The 21,312-nt window shown below is 67.6% G+C and carries 17 protein-coding genes and 1 pseudogene; 15 read left to right on the top strand and 3 right to left on the bottom strand.

Annotated features, from left to right (window positions below; all coding sequences use genetic code 11):
* Nucleotides 1-173: 173 nt before the first annotated feature.
* From ASF31_RS11075 to ASF31_RS14760, 3 genes are all read left to right on the top strand, one after another.
* The gene (locus tag ASF31_RS11075) at nucleotides 174-3,479 is read left to right on the top strand and encodes a DEAD/DEAH box helicase (protein ID WP_082465123.1); all 3,306 of its coding nucleotides are present in this window, start codon (nucleotides 174-176) and stop codon (nucleotides 3,477-3,479) included.
* A gap of 266 nt (nucleotides 3,480-3,745) precedes the next feature.
* The gene (locus tag ASF31_RS11080) at nucleotides 3,746-4,387 is read left to right on the top strand and encodes a cytochrome c oxidase assembly protein (protein ID WP_235551319.1); all 642 of its coding nucleotides are present in this window, start codon (nucleotides 3,746-3,748) and stop codon (nucleotides 4,385-4,387) included.
* Complete coding sequence (locus tag ASF31_RS14760) at nucleotides 4,384-5,103, top strand: cytochrome b (RefSeq protein WP_055754716.1); 720 nt, start codon at nucleotides 4,384-4,386, stop codon at nucleotides 5,101-5,103. Before ASF31_RS11080 ends, ASF31_RS14760 begins: the two co-directional genes overlap by 4 nt.
* On the opposite strand, the pseudogene ASF31_RS14765 reads toward ASF31_RS14760, so the two are convergent.
* Nucleotides 5,081-5,575 (bottom strand): annotated as a pseudogene (locus ASF31_RS14765) (cytochrome c); the annotation flags it as partial. The gene ASF31_RS14760 and the pseudogene ASF31_RS14765 sit on opposite strands and share 23 nt — an antisense overlap.
* Nucleotides 5,576-5,801: 226 nt before the next feature.
* Here ASF31_RS14765 and ASF31_RS11090 point away from each other — a divergent pair.
* Genes ASF31_RS11090 through ASF31_RS11105 form a run of 4 tightly spaced genes read left to right on the top strand, consistent with a single transcriptional unit; the run spans nucleotide 5,802 to nucleotide 10,012 of the window.
* On the top strand, nucleotides 5,802-6,200 hold the full coding sequence (locus ASF31_RS11090; protein WP_082465125.1) for a cytochrome c family protein: 399 nt from the start codon (nucleotides 5,802-5,804) through the stop codon (nucleotides 6,198-6,200).
* The gene (gene coxB / locus ASF31_RS11095; RefSeq protein ID WP_055754717.1) at nucleotides 6,190-7,167 is read left to right on the top strand and encodes a cytochrome c oxidase subunit II; all 978 of its coding nucleotides are present in this window, start codon (nucleotides 6,190-6,192) and stop codon (nucleotides 7,165-7,167) included. Before ASF31_RS11090 ends, coxB begins: the two co-directional genes overlap by 11 nt.
* Nucleotides 7,164-9,710 (top strand): cbb3-type cytochrome c oxidase subunit I, encoded by a 2,547-nt coding sequence (locus tag ASF31_RS11100; protein WP_055754718.1) that lies wholly within the window; start codon nucleotides 7,164-7,166, stop codon nucleotides 9,708-9,710. The genes coxB and ASF31_RS11100 overlap by 4 nt, the downstream gene beginning before the upstream one ends.
* Entirely contained in the window at nucleotides 9,707-10,012 is a 306-nt protein-coding gene (locus tag ASF31_RS11105) for a hypothetical protein (RefSeq protein ID WP_055754719.1), read from the top strand. The genes ASF31_RS11100 and ASF31_RS11105 overlap by 4 nt, the downstream gene beginning before the upstream one ends.
* A gap of 37 nt (nucleotides 10,013-10,049) precedes the next feature.
* Here the strand turns inward: ASF31_RS11105 and ASF31_RS14515 are convergent, their stop codons facing one another.
* Nucleotides 10,050-10,226, bottom strand: a complete 177-nt coding sequence (locus ASF31_RS14515) for a hypothetical protein (protein WP_200918628.1) — start codon at nucleotides 10,224-10,226, stop codon at nucleotides 10,050-10,052.
* Between the two features lie 385 nt (nucleotides 10,227-10,611).
* Here ASF31_RS14515 and ASF31_RS14520 point away from each other — a divergent pair, with 385 nt between their 5' ends.
* The 8 genes from ASF31_RS14520 to ASF31_RS11135 are packed head-to-tail and all read left to right on the top strand — an operon-like array spanning nucleotide 10,612 to nucleotide 19,341.
* Nucleotides 10,612-10,701: a potassium-transporting ATPase subunit F gene (locus ASF31_RS14520; protein WP_105625212.1), complete on the top strand. Its 90-nt coding sequence runs from the start codon at nucleotides 10,612-10,614 to the stop codon at nucleotides 10,699-10,701.
* Nucleotides 10,702-10,719: 18 nt separating this feature from the next.
* The gene (gene kdpA / locus ASF31_RS11110) at nucleotides 10,720-12,429 is read left to right on the top strand and encodes a potassium-transporting ATPase subunit KdpA (protein ID WP_055754720.1); all 1,710 of its coding nucleotides are present in this window, start codon (nucleotides 10,720-10,722) and stop codon (nucleotides 12,427-12,429) included.
* Between the two features lie 18 nt (nucleotides 12,430-12,447).
* On the top strand, nucleotides 12,448-14,514 hold the full coding sequence (gene kdpB, locus ASF31_RS11115; RefSeq protein WP_055754721.1) for a potassium-transporting ATPase subunit KdpB: 2,067 nt from the start codon (nucleotides 12,448-12,450) through the stop codon (nucleotides 14,512-14,514).
* Complete coding sequence (locus ASF31_RS14525) at nucleotides 14,514-14,669, top strand: hypothetical protein (RefSeq protein ID WP_153923133.1); 156 nt, start codon at nucleotides 14,514-14,516, stop codon at nucleotides 14,667-14,669. The genes kdpB and ASF31_RS14525 overlap by 1 nt, the downstream gene beginning before the upstream one ends.
* Nucleotides 14,662-15,378 carry a TorF family putative porin gene (locus tag ASF31_RS11120; protein WP_055754722.1) on the top strand — a complete coding sequence of 239 codons (717 nt, stop codon included), beginning with the start codon at nucleotides 14,662-14,664 and terminating at the stop codon, nucleotides 15,376-15,378. The genes ASF31_RS14525 and ASF31_RS11120 overlap by 8 nt, the downstream gene beginning before the upstream one ends.
* A gap of 10 nt (nucleotides 15,379-15,388) precedes the next feature.
* Nucleotides 15,389-15,967, top strand: a complete 579-nt coding sequence (gene kdpC, locus ASF31_RS11125) for a K(+)-transporting ATPase subunit C (RefSeq protein WP_055754723.1) — start codon at nucleotides 15,389-15,391, stop codon at nucleotides 15,965-15,967.
* Nucleotides 15,968-18,652, top strand: coding sequence for a sensor histidine kinase KdpD (locus ASF31_RS11130; RefSeq protein ID WP_055754724.1), 2,685 nt, complete (start codon nucleotides 15,968-15,970; stop codon nucleotides 18,650-18,652). It abuts the gene before it with no gap.
* Nucleotides 18,652-19,341 carry a response regulator gene (locus ASF31_RS11135; RefSeq protein WP_039246385.1) on the top strand — a complete coding sequence of 230 codons (690 nt, stop codon included), beginning with the start codon at nucleotides 18,652-18,654 and terminating at the stop codon, nucleotides 19,339-19,341. The genes ASF31_RS11130 and ASF31_RS11135 overlap by 1 nt, the downstream gene beginning before the upstream one ends.
* A gap of 3 nt (nucleotides 19,342-19,344) precedes the next feature.
* Here ASF31_RS11135 and ASF31_RS11140 read toward each other — a convergent pair whose 3' ends face one another.
* Nucleotides 19,345-21,276, bottom strand: a complete 1,932-nt coding sequence (locus ASF31_RS11140) for a methyl-accepting chemotaxis protein (protein WP_055754725.1) — start codon at nucleotides 21,274-21,276, stop codon at nucleotides 19,345-19,347.
* Between the last annotated feature and the right edge of the window lie 36 nt (nucleotides 21,277-21,312).

The raw sequence follows: 21,312 nt of genomic DNA on the forward strand, positions 1-21,312 counted from the left end.
CCAAAACACCAAAAAGCCCCACCGCCAAAAGCCGTGGGGCTTTCTGACGTCTGGCGGTCAACTGAGCCGCAAACCTCGAGATCCGGCAGAGGCCAACTACGGCGCGGGCGGGACAAACGCTCCTGGGTACGCAAGCGGGCGCAACCCCTGGGCGGCCTTGGGGTTGAGCCAGGATGAAATCGTCACCTGCCGACACCGATCTTTCCGCCACGGGCCAACAGGTCCTCGTGGGAGGGCCAGCGCCCGAGCAGGACCACGGCAAGCGTTGGAAAATGCCGGCGGCGGCGGTAGCGGCCGGACTTGCCGAGATGAAAACGAGGCGCTCCCAAATCGTGGTGTTCATCGCCACCAGCGAACGTCGCGCCGATGAGATTGCGGCGGCGCTCTCACCGATGGTGAAGGACGCCGACATGCTGGTCCTGCCGCCCTGGGATTGCCTGCCCTACGATCGCGCCGCGCCTTCGCGAGAAAGCATGGGGCGGCGGATGGCCGTCTTAGCCGCACTGAACGAAGCCAGCGCAAGGCCCGTGTTCCTGGTCGCCTCGCCAGATGCGATCGTGCAGCGGACGCCGTCGCGCGAACGGATCAAAGCCCGCTTGTCGCTCGCGGCGGGCGAGGCGCTGGATCGCGAAGCCCTGGAGTCGTTTCTCAGGGATACGGGCTATGCGGCGGATGAGCGGGTCGATGAACCTGGCGAGTACGCTCTGCTTGGCGCGGTGGTCGATGTCTTCCCGCCCGCGTCTGCAATGCCTTATCGCATCGCCCTGGATGAGGCGGACCGGATCACTGAGATTCACGCCTTCGATCCCGTATCGCAACGCCGGGGCGCCGAGATCCAGACGATCTGTCTGACCCCGGCGGCTGAGTGGAGTGACCGGTCTTCCGAGGCTGACGATCCAGATCGTCAGAATACGGGGCCGTCAATCGATGTTGAGACCTCGACGACCCTGTTTGATTTCCTCGTCAAGCCGATGATCCTGACTGACGTGGGCGTCGAGGATCGGTTCGAACGCATTCGCGCGCATGTGGCCGAAGCCTATGACACGCGCCTGCGGTTCAGCGAGGGCGCGCGTCCTGCGAAACCCGACAGCCTCTATTTGACGGAAAAGGACGTTCGGCAGGCGTTGAAAGGCGCCAAACCCCTGAGCGTTGAGGGTTGGGCGCCGACGCCGGCCTTCGCTTTGGAGAAGTCGCCGGGGCGGGCCCTGAAACAGTTCATTGCCGAGCGGCGCGAGGCGGGCGATCGCATCGTTCTGACAGGATTGCCTCATGAGCACAGGATCATCCTACGCCTGCTGCGTCGCCACGATGTCGATACGCCCGTGACGCTCGAGAGCTGGAGCGCGATCGCGCCACTGCAGCCCGGGCAGATCGCCGTCGTGACCGCCGATCTGGACACAGGCTTCCGGCAGTCGGCGGCCGGTCTTGTCGTCCTGACGCCTTCGGACATATTCGGCGGCCGGATCGCGCGAACATCCGGCGACACGATTGATGCGTTCGGGGAGACCGAGCTGCGGCTGGACGACGTGGTCATTCATGAAGACCACGGTCTGGGTGTCCTGAAGGCGTTGGAGCGGGTCGCTGCCGATGGTGTGGAGCGCGACGTTCTGCGCATCGAGTATCATGGCGGTGGGACCATTCTCGCGCCGATCGAGGAGTTTAGCAAAATCTGGCGTTATGGCTCGGAGCCGGACGCGGTGTCGCTGGATCGGCTGAACACCCAAGGATGGCTCAAGCGCCGCGCCAAGGTCAGCGCGCAGATCGACGAGGCCGCAGCGGCCCTGTCCGCACGGGCCGAAGCGCGTGCAGCACTGAGGACCGAGCCGATCACCGCGCCGCGTCAGCCGCTGGCTCGGTTCGCCGCCGGCTTCGCCTTCCCCGAAACGACCGATCAGGCGCGCGCCATCGAGGCGGTCCTGTCGGACCTGGGATCCGGCAAGCCCATGAACCGGCTCGTCTGCGGCGATGTCGGTTTCGGCAAGACCGAGGTCGCCCTGCGCGCTGCGGCGGCCGTGGCCCTTGCCGGCAAACAGGTCATCGTCGTCGCCCCGACCACCGTCCTGGCGCGCCAGCATTTCGAGGTCTTCAAGAGACGGTTCAAGGACACGGACATTCAAATCGGCCACCTGTCGCGCGCCGCAGACAGCGCGGAGGCGCGGGCGGTCAAGGCAGGGCTGGCGGACGGCTCCATGCGCGTCGTGGTGGGTACGCAGGCGCTGGCGTCGGAAGGGTTGGCGTTTTCCAGCCTCGGGCTTGTCATCATCGATGAGGAGCATCGCTTCGGCGCGCAGATGAAATCTGCCTTGGCAGAGAAGGCGCCGCATCTGTTGTCGATGTCGGCCACCCCGATCCCGAGGACTCTGCAAAGCGCCATGGTCGGCATTCAGGACGTCAGCCTGATCGCCAGTCCGCCTGCGCGACGTCGGCCAATCCGAACCTTCATGACCCCGTTCGACGCCGGGGCGGTTCGCTTGTCGCTGATGCGCGAGAAGGCGCGGGGCGGGCAGAGTTTCGTGGTCGTGCCGCGGATCGAGGATATGGAACCTTTGGCGGAACGCTTAAAGACCCTGACGTCCGAGCTGTCAGTGGTCTCGGCGCACGGCGACATGTCCCCTTCCGCGATCGACGACGCCATGAGCCGCTTCTCCGACGGCGAGGGGGACGTGCTGCTGGCCACGAATATCATCGAGACCGGCCTGGATGTGCCGCGCGCCAATACGATGTTGATCTGGCGGCCGGACCGGTTCGGCCTGGCGCAGTTGCATCAGCTGCGCGGGCGTGTCGGCCGGGGGCGCCGCCAGGGCTTCACCTATCTGCTTTCCGATCCCGAAGCGCCGATGGCGGCGGCGACGGAGGCCCGTCTTCAGACATTGGAGGCTCTGGACCGACTGGGGGCAGGCTTCGCGATCAGCGGGCGCGATCTGGACCTGCGCGGCGGCGGCGATCTGGTGGGCGAGGAACAGGCCGGACATGTCAGGCTGATCGGCTCGGCCCTGTATCAAGCCGTCCTGGCTCGGGCGCTCGCGGCTGCAAAAGGCGATCCCAATCCTGACCAAGCCTCTCCCAGTCTGAACGTCGGCGCGACAGGGCATCTGCCGGCGGACTACATCCCAGACGAAACCGTGCGCATCAATCTGTACGCCCGGTTGGCGCGCGCCACGACGGCGGAAGATGTCGATGCCTTGCGAGACGAAGCCGAAGATCGGTTCGGTCCTTTACCCGACCCGGCGGAGGATCTGTTCACCGGCCGCCGCCTCGCGGCGCTCGCCCTTGATGCCGGCGTCACGGAAATCGTATCGGGGCCGAAGGCGACGGCGTTGCGGATCGCGGCGGCGCGTCGGCCCGGCATGGAAGCGTCCTTGCCGTTGCGCGATGATCGACGCTGGTCCGAGGATCGCATGATCGTCGATGCCGCCAACGATCAACCGCACGACACAGCCTTCATCGAGAAGCTTCTGACCGAATTGGCGGCGGCCTGAGGGCAGCGCGGGGTTCAGCCGGTTTCGACGTCCGGGATCTGTTTTGTTGGGAGCAATTTCGCCGCTGGCGCGCCTATCGACCACCTGGGGCATCGCGGCAATTCGTCGTAGAAATGATGCGGGCGGAACCGTCACCGCTGGCTTGGCTTTTCCTTTGATGGGGATCAGGAGATCCGGCAAGGGGCGGGGGTGCAGGTTTGAGTTGGACGCCGTATTGCGGACCCGCGCCGGCTTTCGGCGAGTGGCGCTGGAATCTTGATCCGATCTTGCTGGCCGTCCTCGTTGCAGCTGCGGGCGTGGTCCTGTGGCGGTTGGAAGGGCGGCGGCGCGGCTATGGCCTGGCGGCCGTCGCGATATTAGCCGTTGGATTTGTCTCCCCGCTGTGCGCCCTCAGTTCGGCGCTGTTCTCGGCGCGGACGGTGCATCATGTGCTGTTGGTCGGCGTCGCCGCGCCGTTGCTGGCGGCGGCCCTGCCGATAAAACGATATGGATCGCTGATCCTGGCGACGGCGGTGCAGGCGGTGGTGTTCTGGGCTTGGCATGCGCCCGACGCCTATGGCGCCGCCTTGTTGAACGATGCGGTCTATTGGGTGATGCAGATCAGTCTGCTGGCGAGCGCCGTCTGGTTCTGGTGCGCGGTGCGGTCGGCGTCTGCACCGGCGGCGGTCATCGCCCTGTTGGCGGCCATGCTGGCGATGGGGCTGCTTGGGGCGGTGCTGACCTTTGCGGGGCAGGCGGTTTACGCCCCCCATGCCTATTCGACCCTGGCCTGGGGCATGACGCCGCTCGAGGATCAGCAGGCGGCCGGGCTGATCATGTGGGCGCCGGCGGCGGCGCTGTATCTGTTCGCCGCCCTGTGGCGGCTGGGGCGGATGATCGGCCCTGACGCCGAGGCGCATCCGGCATGATCGAAAGACTGTTCAGGCAGCTGCTGGAATGGGCGGCGGGTCACCATGACGAGGGCCGCTATTCGCCCGTCGGCATCGGCTTTCATTGGGTGATGGCGGGGCTGGTGATCTTCCAGCTCGGTTGGGGCTGGTGGATGGGGCGGCAGCCGGTGGGCGGGGCCATGATGGCCGCCTACGACCTGCATTTCGCGATCGGCGTGCTGATGCTGATCCTGGTGATCGGCCGGCTGTCATGGCGACTGCTGGCGCCCGACCTGATCAATGACGCGGACAAGCCGGGTTGGGAGAGCATGGCGGCCCATTTGACCCACTATGTCTTCTACATCTGCCTGTTCGGCCTGCCGCTGTCGGGCTGGGCCATGATTTCGGCGACGGATCGGACGCGTCAGCTGGAGACGTTGGGCTTCATCAAATGGCCGCTGCTGCCGCTGCAAGATCTGTCGAACACCCAGCTATGGGCGATCGAGGCGGCGGCGGAATGGATGCACTGGGGACTGGTCATCACGCTGCTGCTGATGATCCCGATCCACGCCGGCGCGGCGCTCAAGCACCATCTGATCGATAGGGACGACGTGTTTCACGCGATGCTGCCGGTCGTGCCGCTGCTTCGACCAAAGCGGACCCGGTGGCAGCGGCGCTGGCGCGCGCTGGAGAAGCGGGTTGCGTCGACAGCCAGGACGCTATGGCGCGGGCTTCTGGGTCCGAAAGCGATTTGACGGCGGCGGCCATGACGCCGCGCGGGTCGTTGCGGCGTTTGCCTGCTTTCCAGCGGTCGATCTGTTCCAGCGTGTAGGCGGCGGGCTGACCGGCGATCTGCGGGTTGCCGCCTTGGCCCGAGCCTTGACCCCGGTCGCCGTGACATGAGGCGCAGGCGACGATGCCGCGCGAAGGGTCGCCGTTCAGATAGATGGCGGGCGCAGGCGCCATCGACGCGGGCGTTTGCGTCGGCGGCGGGGGCAGGGCGGCGTAGTAGGCGGCGACCTCGCGTCGGCCCTGCTGGTCCAAGGCCTTGGCGATGCGGGTCATGGCGTCGTCGGGACGCAGGCCCGATGCATAGTCTTCCAACTGCTTTTGCACATAGCCGGCGTCCAGGCCCGCCAGGCGCGGGGCGGCGACCCCATCCCCGCCGCCGTCCAGGCCGTGACAGGTGAAGCAGGCGTTGGCCGCCCCGCCGGCGCCGCCGCTCATGGCGATGACCTGACCGTTCGCCGTGAAGGTGCGATCCGTCTGGCCCGGCGTGGAGTCGCAGGCGGCGAGGCCGGTCAGCAGAACAAGGACGGAAAGGGAGGCGCGCACGGCGGTGCAACACCTGCTTATGGCGAAGGTTCCTTGGGGCGATGCGCCGAGGCTCCATGTCGCAGTCGGGAACCTCCGTCCGACAAGGGGATTGCTCTGGCGAAGCTTTGGGGGGCGGATGGGTTTTCGGACGACGGGCGAAGCGATGGGACGACGGGCGGCGGCCTGCGCGCTGGCGCTCGCCCTGTGCGCCTGCGTGGACAAGTCCGACCTGCCCCGGCCGGTGGTTCAGGCCGATGCGGCCGCCGGACTGGCGGTGATCAAGGAAGTCGGTTGCGCGGCCTGTCACCGGATACCCGGCGTCGCCTGGCCCGAGGGCCGGTCCGGCTCGAACCTAGCGGGGTTCGGCGCGCGCCCCCTGATCGCCGGACGCTTGCCGAACCAGCCCGATGTCCTGATCCGCTGGCTGATCGACGCGCCGTCGATGGACCCCGGAACCGCCATGCCGCCCATGCCCCTGACGCAAGACCAAGCCCGCGACGTCGCGGCCTATCTGTACACGCTCGATGAAGACTGACGCCCCTCCCGGAATCGCCGGCTGGCCGCCGCCCGTGCTGGATCCGGCGGGACCTTTCGCTGGACCGATCCAGACCGTTGCCTGGGTGCTATTTGTCATGGCGGCGGTGGTCATGGTTGTGGTGGCGGTGGCGCTCGGCATCGCCCTGTTCGGGCCGCGCAAGTGGAAGCGGCGGGTCGGCGGCGAACGCCTGATCTGGATTGCGGGACTGGTCTTCCCGGTGGTCGTTCTAACCGGGCTGCTGGTCTATGGGCTGACCACGACCGCGCGGGTGGCCGATGCGCCCAAGCCCGGCGAAATGCGGGTGCGCATCACTGGCGAAATGTGGTGGTGGCGCGTCGCCTATCTGGACGGTCAGGGGCGAGAAATCGTCCAGGACGCCAACGAGGTCCACATCCCGGCCGGCCAGCCTGTCGTGTTCGAGCTGGAAAGCGCGGACGTGATCCACAGCTTCTGGGTGCCGCGCCTGGGCGGAAAGACCGACATGATCCCCGGCCGCCGCAACTTCATGCGCCTGCAAGCCGACGCGCCTGGCACCTACGGCGGCCAATGCGCCGAATACTGCGGCGGTCCTCACGCCCTAATGGGGCTGGTGGTCGTGGCCCATGCGCCGAACGATTATGTCGCCTGGTTGGCGCGTCAGTCGCGGCCGGCCGCCGTCGTGCCCTCGGCCCAGGGGCCGCTCGCCTTGATCGATCAGGGGCGCAACGTCTTCGCCGCCTCGGGCTGCGCCGCCTGTCACACCATTCGCGGGACCGAGGCGAACGGTCTGGCGGGACCGGACCTGACCCACGTCGGCTCGCGCCAGACGCTGGGCGCCGGCATCCTGCCGAACAATCAGGGGACGATGGCCGGCTGGATTTCGGACAGTCAGAGCCTGAAGCCCGGCAACCGGATGCCGTCCTATGCCGTCCTGTCGGGCCAGGACGTGCGCGCCGTCGCCGCCTATCTGGAAAGCCTGAAATGAGTTCGGAAACCGGGTTCGATCCCGAACTCTACAAACGCTTCCCCACCACCGAAGCCCGGCCCGAGGGCGAGCTGGAGCAGCTCGACGAGGTCTGGTGCGGCCCGCGGCGGCCGTGGGAGTGGATCACGGCGATCAACAACAACTACATCGGCGTCTATTACGTCGGCGCGGCCATGCTGTTCTTTGTGCTGGCAGGCGTGCTGGCGCTGTTGATGCGGACCCAACTGGCCCTGCCGATGACGGGTTTCCTGGCGCAGGAGACCTACAACCAGATCTTCACCATGCACGGCACGGTGATGATGTTCCTGTTCGCGGTGCCCGCGGTCGAGGCGCTGGGCGTGCTGTTGCTGCCGCAGATGCTGGGGGCGCGCGATCTGCCGTTCCCGAGGCTGAGCGCCTACGCCTTCTGGGCCTATCTGGTCGGGGGGCTGTGCTTCTTCGCCTCGCTGTTTTTCGGCCTGGCGCCGAATGGCGGCTGGTTCATGTATCCGCCGCTGACGTCGACGACTTACTCGCCGGGCATCAACGCCGACTTCTGGCTCTTGGGCATCGGCTTCATCGAGATTTCGGCCATCGCCGGCGCCATCGAGATCATCGTCGGGGTGCTGAAGACGCGGGCGCCGGGCATGACGCTGGACAAGCTGCCGATCTTCGCCTGGGCCATGCTGATCTTCGCCTGCATGATCATCATCGCCTTCCCGTCGATCATTTTGTCGACCCTGCTGCTGGAGCTGGAACGCGCCCTGGGCTGGCCCTTCTTCGATGCGGCCAAGGGCGGCGACCCCATGCTGTGGCAGCATCTGTTTTGGTTCTTCGGCCACCCCGAGGTCTACATCATCTTCCTGCCGGCGGCGGGGGCGATGTCGACCCTGATCCCGGCCGTCGCCCAGACCAAGCTGGTCGGTTATCGACTGGTGGTCCTGGCTATGCTGGCGACCGGGTTCATCAGCTTCGGCGTCTGGGCGCACCACATGTTCACCACGGGCATGCCGCAGATCTCGATCAACTATTTCAGCGCCGCCTCCATGGCCGTCAGCGTGCCGGCGGGGGTTCAGGTCTTCGCCTGGATCGCTACCCTGGCGGCGGGCAAGATGCGGTTCAACACGCCCGGCCTGTTCGCCGTCGGGGGACTGGTGATCTTCGTCATGGGCGGACTGACCGGCGTGATGGTCGCCATGGTGCCGTTCGACTGGCAGGCCCACGACAGCTATTTCATCGTCGCCCACCTGCATTACGTCCTGATCGGCGGGATGGTCTTCCCGCTGTTCGCCGCCATCTACTACTGGACGCCGATGTCCAGCAGCCGGCCGCTCAGCGAACGGTGGGGTAAGTTGATCTTTTGGCTGATGTTTGTCGGCCACAACGTCACCTTCATGCCCATGCACCTGACCGGGCTGATGGGCATGCCGCGCCGGGTCTATACCTATCTGCCGGATCGGGGCTGGGACCTGCCCAATATGATCTCGACCGTCGGCTCCTTCATGTTCGGCCTGGCGGTGGTGCTGTGGATGATCGACATGATCCGCAACTTCCGGCCCTTCGGCGAGAAGGACGCCGGCAATGTCTTTGGCGGGCCGGGGCTGGAGTGGCTGCCCGCTGGTCGCTACTCGCTGCGGTCCGTCCCGGTGATCAAGAGCCTGTATCCGGTGTGGGACCAGCCGAACCTGGCGCGCGATGTCGAGGCCGGCCGCTACTTCCTGCCCGGCGCCCCGCGCGGCGAGCGCGAGACCATGATCACCAGCCCGATCAACGCCGAGCCGCAATATCTCCAGCGCATGCCCCGGCCGTCCAGCTGGTATGTCTGGGGCGCGATCTTCACCGCCGGCTTTTTCTTGATCCTGACGATCCAGGCCTATGTCGCCTCCTTGGTCAGCGGCGTGCTGGCCGTCTACTGCATTCTCAAATGGTGCTGGGAACTGGATCGGCCCGGCGGTCCCGCCACGGTGGACGTCGGCGGCGGCGTTCGACTGCCGACCTATGTGTCCGGCCCCAGCAGTCACGGCTGGTGGGCGATGGTCATCACCCTGATCGTGTCGGGCATGGTCGCAATCATGGCCTGCTTCTCCTACGTCTTCCTGTGGAGCCGGCGGCCGGACCTGTGGCAGGCGCCGCCCGAGATCGGCTCCCTGCCGTTGACCCTGGGTCTGCTGGCGGCCGCCGGCATCGGCGCCTGGGCCTCTCAAGGCGCGTTGAAGCTGGACCGGCCGCGCAGCGCCGCCATCGCCTCTGTGCTGATGCTGGTCGCCACCGTGGCGGCGGGCGGCGCCTTTGCGTCTGAGGCCTCGGCCTGGTGGAACTCGGGCCTGCGCCCCGACGCCTCCAGCCAGGGCGCGACCGTCTATGCGCTGTTGGCCTGGCAGGGGACCTTCGTCGGCATTTCGTTGTTGATGGGACCGTTCGTCCTGCTGCGCTGGCTTTGCGGCTTGGTGTCGTCCCGTTATCCGGCGACCTTTGAAGTGGTCGCCCTATTCGTGGCCTTCACAGCGGTTCAGGGCGCGGCGACGACCCTTCTGATCCGCCTGTTCCCGGGCGTCGGCGCATGAGGTTCTGGCTGCTGATGCTGGGGGGGCTCCTGATCTGGGCCGCCCATTTTCTGGGGCTGTATCTGCTGTCCAGCGCCGCCGACGTGGCGCATGGCGACGCCGGTGCGTGGAGCATCGCCGGCTATGTCTTCAGCCTGGTTTGCCTGCTCGCCATTGCGGCCTTGTGTTGGAGAAGCCTGACCGCCCTGCGCGCGAAACCGGCGCCTACTGAAGCCTTCGGCCTGCGCGTGTCGATCGCCGCAGGTCTGCTCTCCGGGATCGGCGTGATCTTCCAAACCTTGGTTTTGATTGTGGGAACTTAGCCTTGGGCCAAAAGCCGATCGCGTCGCATCAGAGCCGTTACGACCAATGCGACACAAAGGCCGCCGCCTGACGGCCGACCTGCTGCGCTGACTGCCCCGACTTGAAAACGGCCGAGTCGATGCCGAAGCCGGAGGCGCCGGCTGAGCGCCAGGCGGCCATGCCGTCGGGATCGACGCCTTCTATCGCTGGTATCGGGGCGAGTTGACGCGCCATGATGACGACTATGGCGTCAACAACAGCCCTTCATTAGCCCGGATGGCCGCATCCTCTATCACCACGAGACGCTGAAGAAGACAGTCCTGGCCTTCGATCATGCGAACCTGCTCTGAGTGCGAGGACAACTACGGGCTGTACCGACGCCGGCAGTTGGAGCGGGCGCATCGCTTCCATTCGATACCGCGGCCGATCGCTCATGGGGCGGGTTTTATGAATCCTTTAGGTCGGCGGCGCGGACTCGCATCGCGCCATTATGCCGCCCGGTGGTCTGTTCCCGCTCGAACTTGAGCGAGGAGGCCGGATTGGCCGATGTGATTTTTCTGGCGGTGGGTGCGGGGGCGTTCGCCGTCTTCGCCGTGCTGGCCACAGCGTTGAAACGGGTATGACGATGATCGCCATGCTCTGGGGGGCGGGGGCGCTGGTCGTCGCCGTTTACATGGTCGCGGCGCTGCTGCGGCCCGAGCGGTTCTAAGGGACCGGGACGGAATTCATGAACATTCAAGGATGGGGCGAGATCGCCCTGACCCTTGGGCTGGCCGTAATGCTCGGCTGGCCCATTGGCATTTATATGTCGCGCGTCTGGAACGGCGAGCGGACCTGGCTGGACCCGGTGCTCAAGCCGGTCGAGGCCGTCTTCTACGGCGCGGCGGGCGTCGATCCGAAACGCAGCCAGGGCTGGCTGGGCTATGCCGGCGCCCTGCTGGCCTTCAACCTTGCGGGCTTCGTCCTGCTGTATGCCATCCTGCGCCTGCAGGGCATGTTGCCGCTTAACCCGCAAGGCTTTGCGGGCGTGTCGCCGCATCTGGCCTTCAACACCGCCGTCAGCTTCGTGACCAACACCAACTGGCAGAGCTATGGCGGGGAGGCGACCCTGTCGACCTTCACCCAGATGGTCGGCCTGACGGTGCAGAACTTCGTCTCGGCGGCGACGGGCGCGACGATCGCGGCGGCCCTGGCGCGGGCCTTCGTCGCCAATCGCGGCGAGGGCGTCGGCAACTTCTGGGCCGACCTGACGCGCACGACCCTGTATGTCCTGCTGCCCGCCGCCCTGATCCTGGCTGTGGCCCTGTCGGGTCTGGGCATCGTTCAGAGCCTGGCGGCCCATGTGACGGCGACCGGCGTCGAGGGCGGGTCCCAGACCCTGCCGCTGTTCCCGGCGGCCAGCCAGGTGGCGATCAAACAGCTGGGCATCAACGGCGGCGGCGTCTTCAACGTCAACGGCGCCCATCCGTTCGAGAACCCGAACGCCATCACCAATCTGCTGACCGCCGTCGCGATCAACGTCATGGGCTGGGCCGCCTTCTTCGCCTTCGGTCGCACCGCCATGGCGGGACGCGACATCCGCGCCCTGGCGGCGGCCGCCCTGATCCTGCTGAGCGCCGCCAGCGCGGCCATGTATGTGATTGAAACCCAGCCGGCCCCGGCCCTGGTCGCGGCCCAGGTGGACGCCTCGGTGAACATGGAGGGCAAGGAGGTCCGCTTCGGCGCCCCCGCCTCGACCGTCTGGTCCGTCGTCACGACCGGTGCCTCGAACGGCTCGGTCAACTCGATGCACGCCAGCTTCATGCCCTTGGGCGGTGGGTTGCAGATGTTCCTGATGCAGTTGGGCGAGATCCTGCCTGGCGGCGTCGGTTCGGGCATCGCCATCATGGTCGTCATGGCCCTGCTGTCGGTCTTCGTCGCCGGCCTGATGGTCGGGCGCACACCGGAATATCTGGGCAAGAAGATCGAGGCGCGCGAGATCCAGTTCGCCATGATCGCGGTGCTGATCCTGCCGCTCGCCATCCTGGGCTTCACCGCCGTGGCGGCCGTCTTCCCGACGGCGCTGGCGGGCCTGCTGAACAAGGGGCCGCACGGCCTGTCGGAGATCCTGTACGCCTACACCTCGGCGGCGGCGAACAACGGCTCGGCCTTTGCGGGCCTGACCGCCAACGCCCCCTGGTGGAACACGACCCTGGGTCTAGGGATGCTGTTCGGGCGGTTCATTCCGGCCGTCGCCGTCCTGGCCATCGCCGGCAGTCTGGTGGTCAAGCCCAAGCTGGCGCCCAGCCCCGGCACCCTGCCGACCGACAATGGCCTGTTCATCGGCCTGCTGATCGGCGTGATCCTCATCCTCGGCGGCCTGCAGTTCCTGCCCGCCCTCGCCCTGGGACCGATCGTCGAGCACTTCCAGGTGCTCGCGGCGGTCGCCGGCGCCTGATCCTTCGGACATCCTGACATGACACAAATAACTCTGGATCCGCGCGAGGGCGGCCGGGCGTCGCCTCTTGCGGGCGGCCTCTCGGGACAGATGATCGGACGCGCGGTTGGCGACGCCTTCGTCAAGTTGAACCCCGTCAAGCTGATCAACAATCCGGTCATCTTCACCACCTGGATCGTGGCGCTTCTGTCCACGCTCTCGGCGGCTGCGGCCATCGCCGGCGGTCAGTCGGCGGGCTTTGCGGTGCAACTGGCGCTGTGGCTATGGGCCACGGTCCTGTTCGCCAATGTCGCCGAAAGCATCGCTGAAGGGCGGGGCAAGGCGGCGGCCGACAGCCTGCGCGCGACCCGCGTCACGACCAAGGCCAAGCTGATCGTCGATCCGAAGACCGGCAGCGTGGTCCCCACCAATGCTTCGGAGCTTGAAGTCGGGTCGATCATCCTGGTCGAAGCCGGCGACGTGATCGCCTCGGACGGCGAAATCATCGAGGGCGTCGCCTCGGTCAACGAGGCCGCTATCACCGGCGAGAGCGCCCCGGTTATCCGCGAAAGCGGCGGCGACCGGTCCGCCGTGACCGGCGGCACCACCGTCGTCTCGGACTGGATCAAGGTGCGCATAACCGCCAAGCCCGGCTCGACCTTCCTCGATCGCATGATCGCCATGGTCGAGGGCGCGGATCGTCGCAAGACGCCGAACGAACTGGCTCTGGCCGTGCTGCTGGCCGGCCTGACCCTGATCTTCCTGATCGCGGTCGTGACCCTGGTGGGCCTGGGCGCCTATTCGGGCGTGAACATCGATCCGATGGTCCTGGGCGCCCTGTTCATCACCCTGATCCCGACCACGATCGGGGGCCTGTTGTCCGCGGTCGGCATCGCCGGCATGGACCGGTTGCTGAAGGTGAACGTGCTGGCCACCTCGGGCCGTGCGGTGGAGGCGGCAGGCGACGTCGACACCCTGCTGCTCGACAAGACCGGCACCATCACCTTCGGCAACCGCATGGCGACCGAGGTCATCCCGGTTCCGGGCGTCCGTCCCGAAGCCGCCCTGGCCGCCGCCGTCATGGCGTCCCTGGCCGACGAGACGCCGGAGGGCCGCTCCATCGTCGAGCTAGGCCGCAATGCGGGCGTCTCGGTCGATCAACCGTCCGGCGCCACGGCCATCCCCTTCACCGCCGTCACCCGCCAGTCGGGCCTGGACGTCGGCAAGGACAGCTGGCGCAAGGGCGCGGTCGATGCGGTGCTGAAGGACCTGGGTCTGGCGGACGGCACGGCTCCGGCCGAGTTTCGTCAGGCCGTGGACCGGATCGCCCGTTCGGGCGGCACGCCCCTGGCCGTCACCCAGAACGGCGCGCTGGTCGGCGTCATCCATCTGAAGGACGTGGTCAAGCCGGGCGTGAAGGCGCGCTTCGCCGACCTGCGCCGGATGGGTCTGCGCACCGTCATGATCACCGGCGACAACCCGGTGACGGCCGCCGCTATCGCTTCTGAAGCCGGGGTCGACGACTACCTCGCCGAGGCCACGCCCGAAGACAAGATGCGCCTCATCAAGGCCGAACAGGCCAAGGGCCGTCTGGTCGCCATGTGCGGCGACGGCGCCAACGACGCGCCTGCGCTTGCGCAAGCCGATGTCGGCGTGGCCATGCAGACCGGCGCCCAGGCCGCGCGCGAGGCCGGCAACATGGTCGATCTGGACAGCGACCCGACCAAGGTCATCGAGATCGTCGAGGTCGGCAAGCAACTGCTGATCACGCGCGGCGCCTTGACGACCTTCTCGGTCGCCAACGACGTGGCCAAGTATTTCGCCATCATCCCGGCGATGTTCGTGGTCGCCCTGCCGTCGCTGGGCGCGCTGAATGTGATGCGGCTGCACAGCCCCGAGAGCGCCATCCTGTCGGCGGTCATCTTCAACGCCCTGGTCATCGTCGCCCTGATCCCGCTGGCGCTGAAGGGCGTCAAATACCGGGCCATCGGCGCCGGCGCGCTTCTGGGTCGCAACCTGCTGATCTACGGCCTGGGCGGCCTGATCGCCCCGTTCGTCGGCATCAAGCTGATCGACCTGCTCATCTCCGGCCTGGGTCTGGCGTGATGCGTCGGGAGGTCTCTCGCATCCTGCAACTCGTCGTGGCGGTGCTGGTCATCGCCGTGATGTGGGGTGTGGCGACGCTGCAGCAGACCGATCCGCGCACGCGCTCCAACCCCATGGCCATTCATCCTGTTCGAATAGAGAAATCCAATGCGTAAATCCTTCTCCAAGGCCTCGGGCCGCAACGACGCCTGGTTCGCCGCCGCCTGTATTGTCGGTCTCGCCGGTCTGGGCCTGTGCAGCGAAGCCAAGGCCCAGGACGTGTCGGCTAACGTCGCCGTCACCTCCGACTACGTCTTTCGCGGCGTCAGCCAAACCCAGGAAAACCCAGCCATCTCGGCCGGCGTCGATCTGACCAAGAACGGTTTCTACGCCGGCGGCTGGGCCTCCAACGTCGATTTCGGCGACGATACGGACGCCGAGGTCGATCTGTATGCCGGCTATCGGCCCGAGGTCGCCGGCTATGCGCTGGACTTCGGCGTGATCGGCTATCTCTACGCCGGTCAGCCAGACGGCGCCGACTATGACTATGTCGAGTTCAAAGCCGCCGCTTCGCGCGCATTCGGCCCGGTGACACTGGGCGCCGCCGTCTATTATTCGCCCGACTTCTTCGGCGCGGCCGAGGACGAGGCGACCTATGCCGAGGTCAACGGCGCGGTCAGCCCTGCCGACAAATGGACCGTCTCGGGCGCCGTCGGCCGTCAGTGGGTGTCGTCGGACCTGGACTACACCACCTGGAACCTGGGCGCGGCCTATCAGCTGACTGACAATCTGGCGGTGGACCTGCGTTATCACGACACCGATCAACACGACTTCGGCGACATCTACGGCGCACGCGCCGTAGCCACGCTGAAGGCGACCTTCTGAGGCGACGGCCATGGTCAACCAACTTCGCCCGGCCCTCGTCATGACGGCCCTGTTCACCCTGCTGCTGGGCCTGGCCTATCCGCTGGCCGTCACCGGCATCGCCCAAGTCGCCTTCCCGGATCAGGCTAACGGCAGCCTGGTGCGCGACGCCGGCGGCAAGGTCGTCGGCTCGTCCCTGATCGGCCAGCCTTTCGTCAGCGCGACCTATCTGCATCCGCGCCCGTCGGCGGCAGGCGACGGCTATGACGCCGCCGCCTCGTCCGGCTCCAACATGGGGCCGCTGAACCCGGACCTGATCGCCCGCGTCGCCGAAAGCGCCCAGGCGATCCGCGCCGAGGATGGCCCCGGCGTCATCCCCGCCGATGCGGTGACGACATCGGGTTCGGGCCTCGACCCGGACGTGTCCCCGGCCTACGCTCGGCTTCAGGCCGCGCGGATCGCCCGCGCCAGAGGCGTTCCCGTGCAACAGGTCCAGAGCATCATCGACGCGCACATCGAGGGGGCCTTCCTGGGCTTCATCGGCCAGCCGCACGTCAATGTCCTGCTGACCAACCGCGCGCTGGACGCCCGCTTCGGCGCGGAGGGCTGATTGCCCGAAACGGCGCCCGCAACGCCCGTGACTTCAGCCGTTCCGCGCCGCAAGCGCGGGCGGCTGAAGGTGTTTCTGGGCATGTCGCCCGGGGTGGGCAAGACCTATGAAATGCTGCGCGCCGCACGCCGTCGAAAGGCCGAGGGTCTGGACGTCGTCGTCGGCGTGGTCGAGACCCACGGCCGCAAGGAGACGATGAGCCTGCTGCGCGGGCTCGACGTCATGCCGCGCGCGCCCATCGAACACCGCGACCGCGCCCTGATGGAATTCGACCTCGACGGCGCCCTCGCGCGACGGCCTGAACTGCTGCTGGTCGACGAATACGCCCACTCCAATGCGCCGGGGTCGCGCCATCCGAAACGCTGGCAGGATGTGGAGGAACTGCGCGACGCCGGCATCGACGTCTGGACCACGCTGAACATCCAGCATCTGGAAAGCCTGTCCGACGTCATTCTGCGCATCACCGGCGTGCGCCAGCGCGAGGCCGTGCCCGACAGCGCCCTGACCGGCGCCGACGACATCGAGGTCATCGACATCACGCCCGAAGACCTGCGGGCGCGTCTGGCCGAGGGCAAGGTCTATGTGCCCGAAACGGCGCGGGTGGCGTCCGAGAACTTCTTCAAGATCGAAAACCTGACGGCGCTGCGCGAACTGGCCCTGCGGCGCGCGGCCCAGACGGTAGACGACCAACTGCTGACCCATCTGCGCGAACGGGGCGTGTCAGGGCCGTGGGCGGCGAACGAGCGGATCCTGGTGCTGGTCGGCGGCGACGCCATGACCGCCTCCCTGGTGCGGACCGGTCGGCGGATGTCGGACATGATGATGGACGCTCCCTGGTCGGTGGCCCATGTCGAGCGGCCCAGCGGATCACGCGCCGAAGCCCGGTCGGCGGGACGATTGTCCGAGGCTTTCAAACTGGCCGAACAACTGGGCGGGCGGCCCGTGACCATCAGTGGCGACGACGTGGTGCGCGCCGTGCTGGACCACGCCCACCGCAACAACGTCACCCAGATCGTCATCGGCAAGACGCGCGGCGGGCGGTTCGCCGAATGGACCGGCCGAGCCCTGGCGACCGAGCTTCTGCGCAAGGCCCAGGGCGTCGCCGTCCACGTCGTGACCGAGGGCGATCTGGTCGCGCCCGAACCGGCGGCCAAGTCGGGCGTCAGGGCGGCGCTGGACTGGCGCGGTTATCCGGCCGGGGCGGGGTTCGTCCTGGCGGCGACGGGCGCGGCCCTATTGCTGGACACCCGGTTCGAGCGGGTCGATCTGGGCGTCATCTATCTGGCGGCGGTGGTGGCGGCCGGGGTGCTGAACGGCCTCAGACCCGCGCTGGCGGCGGCGACCCTAGCCTTTCTGACCTACAACTTCCTGTTCCTAGAGCCGCGCTACAGCTTTCTGATCGGTTCGCCGACCGATTTCCTGACCCTGCTGCTGTTCTGGGGCGTGGCCCTGGGCACCGGCGCCCTGGCGGGGCGAGTGCGCGAACAGGCCAGAGCCGCCCAGCGGCGCGCCGCCGCCGTCTCGGCCCTGCTGGCCGCCAGCCAGACTCTGTCGGCGGGCCAGGATCGCGCGACCACGGCCCGCAGCCTGGCCGAACAGGCCTCGGCCGCCGCCGGCGCGGGCGCCGTCGTCCTTCTGCCCGACGGCGAGGACATCGTTCTGACGGCGGCCAGTCCCGAGAGCGTGACCCTGGCCCCCGACGCCATGGCCGCCGCGCGCTGGGCCTGGACCCACGGCGAGGTGACGGGCCACGGCACGGGCACCCTGCCGCAGACCCACTGGCGGTTTCAGCCCCTGCAGGGCGTGCGCGGCCGGGCCGGCGTGGCGGGCATCGACGCCTCGGCCGTGGCGGCGGGCTCGGACGAGGAACGTCTGGCCATGGCCCTGCTGGACCAGGGCGCCGTGGCGCTGGAGCGCGCCGATCTGGCCGGTCAGGCGCTGGAGACCGAGACCCTGCGCCGCGCCGATCGTTTCCGCGCGGCCTTGATGAACTCGGTCAGCCACGACCTGCGCACACCCCTGTCCACCGTCCTGGGCTCGGCGACGACCCTGATCGACTATGGCGCAACCCTGAAGCCCGAGGTCCGCGACGACCTGCTGCTGAGCATCCGCGAGGAGGCCGAACGGCTGTCGCGCTATGTCGGCGACCTGTTGGACATGACCCGGCTGGAGGGCGGGGGGCTGAACGTCCGCACCGACTGGAGCGATGTGCGCGACATCCTAAACGCCGCCGCCGACCGGGTGTCGCGCCGCCTGGGCCAGCGCCGCATCACGCGCGACTTCCCGGCCCAGCTCAGCATGGTCGAGGCCGATCCGGGCCTGCTGGAACAGGCCGTGGTCAACATCCTGGAAAACGCCATCGCCTACAGTCCCGACGGCACGACCATCGAACTGGCGGCCTATGAGGATCGCGGCGCCGTCGTCATCTCCATCGAGGACGAGGGACGCGGCATCCCGACCGCCGAGCTGGAACGGGTGTTCGACAAGTTCCGCCGCATGGAAGAATCTACCGATCGGGCCAAGGGCGCCGGCCTGGGCCTGGCCATCGCCAAGGGTTTCGTCGAGGCCATGCGCGGCCGTATCGCTGCTGCCAGCCCGATCCAGGACGACGCCGACGGCAAAGGCGGCACCCGCATCCTGATCAGCCTGCCCAAGTCCATCGCCACCCACCCGGATCTGCTGTGATGTCCGCCGTTCGCCCCCAGGTTCTCGTCATCGACGACGAGCCGCAGATCCACCGTTTCCTGGCGCCCGCCCTGGACGCCGCCGGCTATGAACCCCGCCGCGCCGACAGCGGTCAGGAGGGCCTGCGCGCCATCGCCCTGTGGAGCCCCGACGCCGTGGTGCTGGACCTCGGATTGCCTGACATGGACGGCAAGGACGTTCTGACGCGGGCGCGCGACTTCTATCAGGGGCCGATCATCGTCCTGTCGGCGCGCGATCGCGAGGCCGAGAAGATCACGGCCCTGGACCTGGGCGCCAACGACTATGTCGAAAAGCCGTTCGGGGTCGGCGAACTGTTGGCGCGCATTCGGGCCGGGCTGCGGCAGGGGGCGTTGACGCCGGTCGCGGGCGGCGTGGTCACGGCGGGGGATGTCGTCATCGACCTGGATCGCCGCATCGTCACCCGCGCCGGCGAGCGGGTGAAGCTGCGTCCCAAGGAATACGACGTCCTGGCCTACCTCGCCCGCAACGCCGGCAAGGTCCTCGGCCACGCCGACCTGCTCAAGACCATCTGGGGCGCCGGCCACGCCGACGACGTCCAGTATCTGCGCGTCGTCGTCGGCCAGCTCCGGCACAAGCTGGAAGCCGATCCGGCCCAGCCCGTCCTTCTCGTGACCGAACCGGGCGTGGGCTATCGGCTGGCGGACTGAGGCCTAGAACTCTTCCCAGCCGTCGCTGTTCGAGCCGACCGTGAGATCGCGGCCGCCGGCGACCTTGATGACGCGCTGTTCGACCGGCGGCGCGGGACGGGTTGCCGGGCGGGCAGGGGTGGCGGCGGTGTTCTTCCGAGCCGTCGCACGTCCGCCGGACACCTGGAAGAAGGCGACCTCGGACGACAGCTCGGCGGTTTCCTGACGCAGGGCGGTGCTGGCGGCGGTGGCCTGTTCGACCATGGCGGCGTTCTGCTGCGTCACCTGGTCCATCTGGTTCACGGCGACGTTGATTTCCTGCAGCCCGGTCGCCTGTTCCTTGGCGGAAGCGGCGATCTCGACGACCAGGGCGCTGATGTCGTCGACCTGCGAAGCGATGGCCTGGAGGGCCGATCCGGCTTCGCTGACCAGACGCACGCCGTTCTCGACCTCGGAGCCGGAGTTGGAGATCAGGGTCTTGATCTCCTTGGCGGCCTCGGCCGAGCGCTGGGCCAGGGCGCGGACTTCGGAGGCCACCACGGCGAAGCCCCGACCGGACTCGCCGGCACGCGCGGCTTCGACGCCGGCATTCAGGGCCAGCAGATTGGTCTGGAAGGCGATCTCGTCGATGACGCCGACGATCTGGCTGATCTGGCGCGAGCCGCCTTCGATCTTCTGCATGGCGTCGACGGCGTTCATAACGACTTGGCCGGACGCCTCGGCGCTCTTGCGGGCGCCGTTGGTGACGTTGGCGGCCTGGTTGGCGGCCTCGGCGGTCTTCTTGACCGTGACGGTGATCTCATCCAGCGCGGCGGCGGTCTCTTCCAGAGCGGCCGCCTGCTGCTCGGTGCGGCGCGACAGGTCCTCAGACGCCTGGCTGATCTCGCCGGCGCCGGAATCGATGCCGTGGACCGAGCCCAGGACGCCGGTGACGGTCTCTTCCAGACGGGCGATGGAGCGGTTGAAGTCGGCCTTCAGAACCTCGCTGCGCGCGGGGAAGGGGGCGTCGATACGATAGACCAGATCGCCCTCGGCCAGGGCCGAAAGACCCTTGCCCAGGCTTTCGATGACGACGGCGTTCTCGGCGGCCTCTTGCTGGGCCACAGCTTCGCGCCGGCGGCGTTCGACTTCGGACTGGTCGCGCATCGATGCCGTTTCGCCTTCGAGCGCCTTGGCGCGCAGGCCGTTGTCGCGGAAGACCTGCATGGCCTGGGCCATGGCGCCGACCTCGTCCCTGCGGTCGGTGTCGGGAATGGCGACGTCCAGCTTGCCCCCGGCCATGATCGACATGGCGCCCGTCATCCGGCGAACCGGCGCGACCATCAGGATCGACAGCTGCACGCCCAGGAAGACGGCGGCGGCGACCAGGATCAGACCGCCCGCCGCCAGGGCGAAGAAGGAGGCGGTGATCGCCGACGCCTGTTCGGCGTCGCGCACGTTCATGCGGGCCATCTCGGCGTCGCGCACGGCTGTGATCGACTTGGTGATGTGGGTCACGCGAACCTTGTCGCCGGACTCGATGACGACACGGCGCGCGGCGTCGATGCGCGACGGGTCCAGCGCGGCCTGGGTCAGAGGCGTGCCGAACTCGGTCTTCCACACGGCGGCGTCATCCTGGGCCTTCTTGACCAGCGCGCGCTCTTCCGCCGTCAGATCGGCGGCGTTAAGCGCGGCGATCGACTGCTCGAACTGTTCCCAGCCGGTCTTGTAGACATCCAGATAGTCAGCGTTGGCGGTCAGAAGCACGCCGCGCATCTGGGAATTAAGACGGATGACGCCCTTCTCGGCGACATGGGTGTGATCGGTGATGCTCTTGCTTTGCGCATTCAGCTCGGCCGCCGTCTTCATGGCGGACAGCTGGAAGAAGACCGCGCCGATCATGGCGGCGGCGACCGCCAGCAGCAGGGCGAAGGCGATCGCCAGCTTCCGCTGCATCGGGATGTTCTTCGGGTTCATGCGATCATCTCCTGAAGGATGTGCAAAGCAGGAGAC

Origin of the sequence: Brevundimonas sp. Leaf280, assembly GCF_001422455.1 — a bacterium.
Taxonomy (GTDB): Bacteria; Pseudomonadota; Alphaproteobacteria; order Caulobacterales; family Caulobacteraceae; genus Brevundimonas.